This is a genomic window from Paenibacillus sp. P4_E11, assembly GCF_056401635.1.
In genome coordinates this window covers 1-1976 of record NZ_JBFUIX010000380.1, presented here as the reverse complement: position 1 = coordinate 1976, position 1976 = coordinate 1, and the positions used below count along the sequence as shown (strand labels likewise).

The following is a 1976-nucleotide window of genomic DNA, read 5'->3' as shown; positions in this document are numbered from 1 at the left end:
ATACAATAAAGTTCAGGAATGGAGGGATACTCGATGAGAATGGGCGCTTTCTTGTTTGGCAGTCTTGTTGGAGCCGGTGTAGTCATGTATTGGAACCGGAAGGGAAAACAAGTTACGTTCTCTGCATTATCGCATCAAGCAGGCAATATGATGCATCAGGCCATGGACAGAGGTAAAGATGCCGCGAAGAAAACCTCAAAGGCCAAAGCTAACTTCGAGCCGGAGTCAGGCATGGATAAAGTAGAGGAAATCATCAACCGCGACCCCGAATTGAAAAAGCATGTAGATGAAATTATACACAACCAAAGTGGGTCGAGTCATAAAGAGCCGCACGTCTTGACCCAGTAATCGGTATGTTTTGAAAAGGGTTCCGGTTTTCCTAGAATAGGGAATCCGGAATTTTTTTTGCAGGTTTGAATTTACGTCACATTCCATACATACATATTGAGCAAACCATCGTTCCTGTACAGGCGAACCAACATTTTTTCGTGCAATGCGAATAAAAAAATGATATTGTAAATATACAAGCCTGATCTTTCGTTCACCATTCTTTCTACGAATTCATAATCTGTTATATCAGATATGGAAAGGGAGGTCCTGTCATGAAGATCGAACGATTGAGCGTGGATAAGATAAGGATTTTCCTTACATTCGACGACCTGAAGGAGCGCGGCATTCAGAAAGAAGATATGTGGCGTGAAATTCCCAAGGTACATGAGCTATTCAGCGAAATGATGGAACAAGCCTATAACGAGGTCGGTTTCGATGCTACCGGACCTTTAGCCGTAGAAGTGTTCGCCCTGCCGGCACAAGGAATGGTCGTTATCGTAACACGTGGGAAAGTGCATGTAGGTGCCGACGGCGAAGTGTTGGATGAAGAAGAAGCGGAAGATGTGTACGAAATGGAAGTTACGATGGAGCAGAGCGACATGATCGCTTTCGCTTTTCAGGATTTTGAACATTTAGTACGGGCTGCCAAGGTCGTCTCCGGAATCGGTTTGGAGGATGGAAGCTTGTATTCCTATAAGAACAAGTGGATTCTTCAGATGGATCCTTCCGAGTTGGAAGAAACCAAGTTTCACGCCCTAATTGCGATATTATCTGAATTCGGGGAAGCGACTTCGATTACTTCAGCAGTACTTATGGAATACGGCAACTCTATTATCAGCGAATCGGCTGTCCAGGTCTTATGCAAACATTTCAAGAACTAACCTCTCTTTATCCGGCCGTCCCAGCGTTCGAATGAAGCATCTTCAAAAACGTCAAGTTTTTGCGGGTGCTTTTCGCTTGTCATCCTGAAAGGAGGGGACTTGAACTTGGAATGGTTGTCGATCATAACGGCTGCTGTTGCCCCAGGAATAGCGCTCTTAGTCTATTTCTATCTCAAAGACTTGTATGATGCCGAGCCTATTGCAATGGTTGCTCGTGTATTCTTATACGGTGTTCTCATAGTATTCCCTACGATGGTGATCCAGCGCGCTTTGGTACTTGGATTTGGTGAGAATAATTTCTTGTTCGCCTTCGGGATCACCGGGTTCGTGGAAGAGTTCGTCAAATGGTTCGTGTTGTATTTCGCCATGCTCAAGCATGCGGAGTTCGATGAGCCGTACGACGGAATCGTGTACGCAGTCAGCATCTCGATGGGATTTGCAACATTAGAGAATGTCATCTATGCCGTATTCAATCATTTCTCCTTGTCAGCGTTAATGTTCCGGGCTTTACTGCCTGTTTCTGGACATGCTCTGTTCGGCGTTATGATGGGCTACTATATGGGGAAAGCCAAGTTTGGCACTCCTCAAGAAAAAAAACGACTGCTGCTGATGTCGCTAATGCTACCGGTATTTTGGCACGGATTATTCGACTATATATTGCTGCAAGTGAAGACGTATTGGATCTGGTTTATGGYACCGCTTATGGTGTATTTATGGCTAAGCAGCTTGTGGAAAGTACACCGGGCGAATGCCAAGTCGCCATTC

Annotated in this window: 3 protein-coding genes; all 3 read left to right on the top strand. The window is 45.1% G+C overall.

Annotated features, from left to right (window positions below; translation table 11 throughout):
- Window positions 1–33 precede the first annotated feature (33 nt).
- Entirely contained in the window at window positions 34–348 is a 315-nt protein-coding gene (locus AC1DWB_RS34245) for a hypothetical protein (protein WP_477545539.1), read from the top strand.
- 254 nt (window positions 349–602) lie between these two features.
- The gene (locus AC1DWB_RS34240) at window positions 603–1211 is read left to right on the top strand and encodes a genetic competence negative regulator (protein ID WP_477545538.1); all 609 of its coding nucleotides are present in this window, start codon (window positions 603–605) and stop codon (window positions 1209–1211) included.
- 105 nt (window positions 1212–1316) lie between these two features.
- Window positions 1317–1976: glutamic-type intramembrane protease PrsW (gene prsW, locus AC1DWB_RS34235; RefSeq protein ID WP_477545537.1), on the top strand; the 660-nt coding region annotated here is incomplete at its 3' end.

Coding starts and splice junctions, on each gene's coding strand:
- AC1DWB_RS34245 (WP_477545539.1), top strand. CDS start 34: ATGAGAATGGGCGCTTTCTTGTTTGGCAGTCTTGTTGGAGCCGGTGTA.
- AC1DWB_RS34240 (WP_477545538.1), top strand. CDS start 603: ATGAAGATCGAACGATTGAGCGTGGATAAGATAAGGATTTTCCTTACA.